The 6,581-nt window shown below is 43.8% G+C and carries 5 protein-coding genes, 2 tRNA genes, 1 rRNA gene and 1 pseudogene; 2 read left to right on the top strand and 7 right to left on the bottom strand.

Annotated elements, in window-relative coordinates; all coding sequences use genetic code 11:
* The 7 genes and pseudogenes from I4V84_RS12430 to I4V84_RS20645 all read right to left on the bottom strand — a co-directional run.
* A 16S ribosomal RNA gene (locus I4V84_RS12430) occupies window positions 1–214 on the bottom strand; the annotation flags it as partial.
* A 237-nt stretch (window positions 215–451) separates the two neighbouring features.
* A tRNA-Ser gene (locus I4V84_RS12425) sits at window positions 452–541 on the bottom strand.
* Between the two features lie 130 nt (window positions 542–671).
* Window positions 672–757: transfer RNA gene (locus I4V84_RS12420), tRNA-Ser, on the bottom strand.
* Between the two features lie 142 nt (window positions 758–899).
* On the bottom strand, window positions 900–1,595 hold the full coding sequence (gene ispD, locus I4V84_RS12415) for a 2-C-methyl-D-erythritol 4-phosphate cytidylyltransferase (protein ID WP_118583886.1): 696 nt from the start codon (window positions 1,593–1,595) through the stop codon (window positions 900–902).
* On the bottom strand, window positions 1,595–2,614 hold the full coding sequence (gene tsaD / locus I4V84_RS12410; protein ID WP_148463466.1) for a tRNA (adenosine(37)-N6)-threonylcarbamoyltransferase complex transferase subunit TsaD: 1,020 nt from the start codon (window positions 2,612–2,614) through the stop codon (window positions 1,595–1,597). Before tsaD ends, ispD begins: the two co-directional genes overlap by 1 nt.
* Before the next feature lie 3 nt (window positions 2,615–2,617).
* Complete coding sequence (locus tag I4V84_RS12405; protein WP_118583890.1) at window positions 2,618–3,529, bottom strand: ribonuclease Z; 912 nt, start codon at window positions 3,527–3,529, stop codon at window positions 2,618–2,620.
* 22 nt (window positions 3,530–3,551) lie between these two features.
* Window positions 3,552–3,716: pseudogene (locus I4V84_RS20645) on the bottom strand (DUF6783 domain-containing protein); the annotation flags it as partial.
* On the opposite strand from I4V84_RS20645, the gene I4V84_RS20640 reads away from it, so the two are divergent.
* A complete protein-coding gene (locus tag I4V84_RS20640) occupies window positions 3,654–3,797 on the top strand; it encodes a DUF6783 domain-containing protein (protein ID WP_306797114.1) in 144 nt (47 codons plus the stop codon). The pseudogene I4V84_RS20645 and the gene I4V84_RS20640 overlap by 63 nt on opposite strands.
* Before the next feature lie 161 nt (window positions 3,798–3,958).
* Window positions 3,959–6,547, top strand: coding sequence for a YfhO family protein (locus tag I4V84_RS12400; RefSeq protein ID WP_195992338.1), 2,589 nt, complete (start codon window positions 3,959–3,961; stop codon window positions 6,545–6,547).
* Window positions 6,548–6,581: the final 34 nt, after the last annotated feature.

Raw genomic sequence — 6,581 nt, 5'->3', positions numbered from 1 at the left:
GAACCATGCGGTTCTGTGCGCTTATGCGGTATTAGCAGTCATTTCTGGCTGTTATCCCCCAGTATAAGGCAGGTTACCCACGCGTTACTCACCCGTCCGCCACTAGAAATAAATTAAATCGACCGAAGTTTCAATAAAGTATTTCCCGTTCGACTTGCATGTGTTAAGCACGCCGCCAGCGTTCATCCTGAGCCAGGATCAAACTCTCTGATAAAATGTTTGATTCACTCAAGACAACCAACTAGCTTAGTTATCTCTCGTCATTACTGTTATAAAAAGTTCATTCTTTTGAATGATGATTCGTTAAGAATTTTCGAGAATCGTATGTGTTTCACTGTTTAGTTATCAAGGTTGTTTCGCTGTTGTTTTCAAAACAGCTTGTTCATATTATCACATGTTCAAGTGTTTGTCAACAACTTTTTTGAACTTCTTTTGATTGAGAAATTCAAAACGGAGAAGGAGGGATTTGAACCCTCGCGCCGCTATTAACGACCTACTCCCTTTCCAGGGGAGCCCCTTCGGCCAGCTTGGGTACTTCTCCAAATTGCCCTACTTACTAAGTAAGTTCTTCATTAAATCGTTCGCTCTCTTGCGACAGCTTGTTTAGTATAACTGATGTTTCTTTATTTGTCAAGCACTTTTTAATTTTATTTTTTTAAGTGTTTAACAAGCGGAGAGAGTGGGATTCGAACCCACGCGCCCTTGCGGACAAACGGTTTTCAAGACCGCCTCGTTATGACCACTTCGATATCTCTCCATATATAATAATCAAACCAAAAACGCTTTGCACATCAGGAGTTGTCCTTCACTCAAGAGGTTGTCTCTGTCAGTGCAAAACGTATTCTATCATTAAAACCTTTTTGTGTCAACAAGATTTTTTATTTTTTTCAAAAATTCATTCAATATCTCAAAAAAGCCTCTGCAATCGCCAGATCTTCTGGTGTAGTGATCTTGATATTCTGGTAGGATCCCTCCACAAGAAGGATCTTGGTTCCAGTCTCCTGCTCCACTACCATTGCATCATCTGTTACCCCTGTCATGTCCTTTTTGCGTATGCTTTCATAAGCTCCGCGAATCAGATCATATGAAAATATCTGAGGAGTCTGAATATTCCATACAATTTTACGATCTGGAGTCTCTTTAATATAGCCTGACGAGTCTGCCAGTTTCACAGTGTCCTTGGAGGGCATGCCCATTACACACGCATTGGTTCGCTTCACGGCCTCATATCCTCTTTGAACCATCTCTTCTGTGATAAATGGTCTTGCACCGTCATGAATGTACACGTAATCTGTATCCTGACAGCATAATAGTCCTGCATACACAGAATCATAACGCTCTTTTCCTCCTGCTGTCACCTTGCGCACCTTGGAAAAGCCATATTTTTTTACAATTTCCTGCTCACAGTAAGAAATCATCTCTTCCCCCGTCACCAGAATAATATCCTGGATCAGCGGACTCTCCTGAAAACAATGCAGGGAATAATACAGAACCGGCTTCCCTCCTATTTCCAGAAACTGCTTCTGTATTTTGCTATGCATTCTTTTGCCCTGGCCTGCCGCCAGAACGATTGCCGTACATCTGCCCTGCTCCATTATCTCTCTCCCAGTTTCAGGTTAGGAACTGCATTTAAGTCCCATCCATGGCGTGTTCCTTTGATATATTCGTAATAAGCTGCCACGCCGATCATCGCCGCATTGTCTGTACAAAAAATAGGTGACGGACGATAGAACTTATAGCCCCTCTTTTCACAAGCCTTAGTCATAGCTTCTCTCAAAGCTCCGTTGGACGCAACTCCGCCTGCAATAGCAATCTTATCCATGTGATAATCTTTGGCAGCAAGCATTGTGTGCTCCACAAGTACGTCTACCACAGACTTCTGGAAAGAAGCCGCAAGGTCGGCACGATTGATCTCTTCGCCCTTCATCTGGGCATTGTTAATATAGTTCAATACAGCAGATTTCACGCCACTGAAGCTAAAATCATAAGGACAGTCTCCTAATTTTCCTTTCGGGAAAACAATGGCGTCCGGATTTCCCTCTCTTGCCAATTTATCTACCTTTGGTCCACCTGGATACCCCAATCCGATTGCACGGGCAACTTTATCAAAAGCTTCTCCCGCAGCATCATCTCTGGTGCGTCCCAGGATTTCAAATTCTCCATAGTCTTTTACGATTACAAGATGTGTGTGTCCGCCGGACACGATCAGACAAAGGAACGGCGGTTCCAGATCCGGATGTTCAATATAGTTGGCAGAAACATGTCCTTCTATATGATGCACTCCAACAAGAGGAAGCTTTTTCGCATATGCAATGGCCTTCGCCTCAGCTACGCCCACAAGAAGAGCACCTACCAGTCCAGGACCATAAGTAACGCCAATTGCATCCAGATCATCCAGAGTCACATTCGCCTCGGAAAGTGCCTCTTCGATCACCTGATTGATCTTCTCAATATGTTTACGTGAAGCGATTTCCGGCACAACACCTCCATACAGAGTGTGAAGCGCAATCTGGGAAGAAATCACATTTGATAATATAGTCCTGCCGTTTTTTACTACAGAAGCTGCAGTTTCATCACAGGAACTTTCTATTGCAAGAATGAATGTATCTTTCATTTTTTAATCCTCTTCGAAATTCATTTCCATTGTTTTTCCGTCTTTGCCTGGATAAGCTTTTGGGAAAATATCCCGCACCATGTCCATATATTCATCTGGACGGATCAGAGACGGACTGTAATGAGTCAGCCACATTTCCCCTACATCAGCCTGCTTCGCCAGAGTAGCAGCTTCACGGAATGTCATGTGCTTATAGCCTTTTGCCTTCTCCAGCTTGTCATCCTCGCCGTACATCCCTTCGCAGATAAAAAGGTCTGAGCCAGACGCATTTTTCAAAATTGACTCGGTGGGTCTGGTATCTGTAGTGTAAGTAACCTTCAGTCCCTTTCTCGCAGGTCCTAGAACCATATCCGGAGTATATGTCACATCATCGGCTTCAATAGTCTGGCCTTTCTGCAGAGGATTCCAGTATTTCAATGGGATTCCCTGCTCACGGGCACGCTCCGGGGAAAATTTCCCCTGACGGAGTATCTCCAGTGAATATCCATAACAAAGTACATTGTGGTTTACCTTAAAAGCCGTGATCCTGTAACCATTAATCTCAAATACCTGTTCAGGTCCGTTAATCTCGATAAACTTCAGTTCAAAAGGAAGCTCCGGTGCGATCACGCGAAGTGCGTTTACTACCCTCTCAAGACCTTTCGGACCAATCAAGGTAAGCGGTTCGGTGCGCTCTGCATTTCCCATTGTAAGAAGAAGTCCAGGAAGTCCGCTGATGTGATCTCCGTGATAATGGGTAAAACAGATCACGTCAACAGGCTTAAAGCTCCATCCTTTTTCCTTAATTGCCACCTGAGTTCCTTCGCCGCAGTCAATAAGAAGACTGTGGCCGTTATACCGGGTCATCAGAGCAGTGAGCCATCTTCTTGGAAGTGGCATCATACCTCCGGTTCCCAGCAGACAAACATCTAACATATATTAAAATATCCTCTTTTCTTTATTCTCCCAAAACGTGTTTTCCAAATGCCTTCCGAAGCAAACTTATAACAACATTATTCAAACATGCTCCAGAGCAGGCTTGAAAAATGCTTTCTGCAAGATGTGCGTCACAATTTGTGGAAGATTTTGCCCGGATGAGGGCGCCGTAGTGGGCTACGGCAACCGAATTCGGGTGAAATCTACCGCAAAGTGGGGCGTGCAGATTGCGGAAATGATTTTTCAAACATGCTCTAGGAAAGTTTAACACAAGCAGTTTCCTAAAACAAGAGTCAGGTCTTCCCAATATGGAAAATCATTCAGAAATAATTAAAATGAAGCCGCTTGACAAACAGCTTACAATGTGTTTTTATAATTTGAACTTAACATTTGTTGCTGTTTTAAGCTCAGCAACAGAAAGGAATTATTATGATTTTCTGCAGCAAGCCTCAAAAATTCACCTGGCGAAACGCCATTACTCTGCTGCTTCTTCTGACAGCTGGCAGCATTCTCATCTTACTTCTGATACCTTCCGGTTCCTGGTTTGGCTCCGAGACAGACTGGTATTCCCAGCATGTAACCATTGCTGATTATATGAGAAAAAATTTTTATGCAACAGGAAGCCTGTTTCCGGACTTCACCGGACTTGGAGGCGGAACCAATTTCTTTTCCCTCTCCTACTACGGATTTATGCGCCCGGATGTACTGATTTCCTATCTTTTTCCCCATGTGGAAATGGAATGGTTTATTCAGGGATATGCAATATTTGAAATCCTGCTTGGAGGCGGACTTCTTTATTACTGGCTGCACAGGAAGGGTTTTTCGGATTTTACCAGCTTTGCATGCGGCTTTTTTTATCTTAGCGCAAACTGCTTTTTCCAGGCGCACAGACAGATCATGTTTGTGAATTATCTGCCATTTCTTTTACTGGCTTTCCTCTGCCTGGACCGGATTTTTGAGCACCAGGAACAGGACGTGTACCACATCCGTCCCCATATCGGACTGATCCTTTCCCTGTTTTTCTGCATTTTGCATAGCTTTTACTTTTTCCCATCCTGCTTTCTGGCATGCATCCTTTATATCAGCCATCTGCTGCCGGAGCATCTGAAAAATGTACCCGCCAGAATGCAGAAAAAACGAAAATGCAAAATATGGTGGAACTATATTGTGGACGTGTCTTTTGCCGTATCCATGAATCTCTTTCTCCTGCTTCCCACCGGTCTTTCCATCCTTGGAAATAAAAAGGATACCGGTGATTCCACTTCCCTGTTAAAAATCCTGGGAGTGAACCCCACACTGGACAGCATCCTATACAGTCCTTACGGCTGCGGACTCACTCTTTTTTGTCTGTATGCACTGTTTCTGTGCATACGTGAAAAGAAAACCAGAAAGCTGGCAATTGCTGTTTTTGTACTGCTGTTTTTTGACATTTTTTACTGGATTTTAAATGCCACTTTATATGTAAGGCCCAAATGCCTGATCCCATTTCTGCCTTTGATTCTTTACCTGGCTGCACAGGCTCTTGAAGGCCTCAGGCTGAAAAAAATACGCCACAGTCTGCCACTGGCTTTGCTTTGTGCAATTCCGGTTATCGTACAGCTTATTTTCCTTTTACATAATCAGCAGATCCGGCACCTGGTCACAGCTGATCTTGTGCTGCTTCTTGTCTGTGCTTCCCTTGGCGTTTTTCTGGAGGAAAAAGAAATCACGATACCAGTCAGCTGCTGGTGGATAAATCTTGGAGAACTTGTGCTTTTGCTTGCGATTCCTTCTATGCTTTATCTGACAAAAGGACAGGAAGAGCATTACGCCACAATTGCAGACGAGTCCAGAGACTATTTTTCCAGGGAGGATCTGGAGGCGTGCTGTGAAAATCCTCAGGCACGGTTCGATGTAATCGAGCACCCATCCAACAATTCAAACTATGTGATCACCGGGGAGCAGAATAAAAGTACCTTGTATTCTTCTATTTCCAACAGCACTTACAATACATTGGTGTACGATATCCTGCAAATGCCCATCAGCATCCGCAACCGTGTTGCCATGACAGCTGATGTAAATCCTTTTCAGGAATATCTGATGGGCGTCCGGTATATTCAGACAAAAGCAGATAAAGTTCCAGCGGGCTACAAGACCCTTCTGGAAAAAGACGGGCATATACTGGCAGAAAACAGCAATGTGCTGCCTATTGCTTATGGAAGTACGGCTCTGATGACAGAAAGTGAATATGATAAGCTTTCTTCTCCACAGACACTGGATACCATTACCAACCGCACAATTGTGCCGGATTCTCCTGACAATTCAGAGAATGCCAGTGATCTTTCTGCCGCTTTTTTGCCATACGCTTCTCAAATGAAGGAATATTCCCTGCCTGCCGATTTTCTTGATCACAAGACTTCAAAAAAAGATGAAACCGTCCGCCGGGAACTGCCGGAAACACTGCCGGCATCCACTATTCTGCTGCTCTCTTTTGACGTAAAATACAATGGGGAAAAGGATATGTCCATTACCATAAACGGCATCCGAAACCGTCTTTCCGGCTCTGAGGCTCCTTATCCCAACAATAATGATACCTTTTATTATATGATTTCTTCTAATGAGGATATGGATGCTCTGGATATTATGTTTTCCAGAGGAGAATATAAGCTCACAAATATAAAAGCCTACACCCTTCCATTAAGCCTGCTTTCCCATCCGGGGCTGGTAACTTTTCAGGAAAAAGAAGTTTCCGGGAAAGAGATTCTAAACGGTAGTATTGATATGCCGAAAGATGGATATTTCGTAACCTCCTATACGTTCTCCAAAGGATACATTGTTTGTGTGGATGGGAAAGAAGCTGCACCGGTACAGGTTAACAAGGCGTTTCTTGGTTTTCCGTTACCAAAAGGGGCGCATGAAATCCAGATTGAATTCCATGCGCCCGGTAAGTCACTTGGGGCTGCACTCAGCCTTGTGGCATTTGTGCTTTTGATTTTCTACAATACAGCGTATGGGCTCAGGCATAAAATCATGCGATAGACCATGACTGAAGCATGTTTGAAAAAGGCTTTCT

Source organism: Ruminococcus sp. 1001713B170207_170306_F1, assembly GCF_015668065.1.
Taxonomy (GTDB): Bacteria; Bacillota; Clostridia; order Lachnospirales; family Lachnospiraceae; genus Blautia_A; species Blautia_A faecis.
This window is presented reverse-complemented; position numbering and strand designations above follow the sequence as displayed.

Coding starts and splice junctions, on each gene's coding strand:
- ispD (WP_118583886.1), bottom strand. CDS start 1,595: ATGGAGCAGGGCAGATGTACGGCAATCGTTCTGGCGGCAGGCCAGGGC.
- tsaD (WP_148463466.1), bottom strand. CDS start 2,614: ATGAAAGATACATTCATTCTTGCAATAGAAAGTTCCTGTGATGAAACT.
- I4V84_RS12405 (WP_118583890.1), bottom strand. CDS start 3,529: ATGTTAGATGTTTGTCTGCTGGGAACCGGAGGTATGATGCCACTTCCA.
- I4V84_RS20640 (WP_306797114.1), top strand. CDS start 3,654: ATGTGCGTCACAATTTGTGGAAGATTTTGCCCGGATGAGGGCGCCGTA.
- I4V84_RS12400 (WP_195992338.1), top strand. CDS start 3,959: ATGATTTTCTGCAGCAAGCCTCAAAAATTCACCTGGCGAAACGCCATT.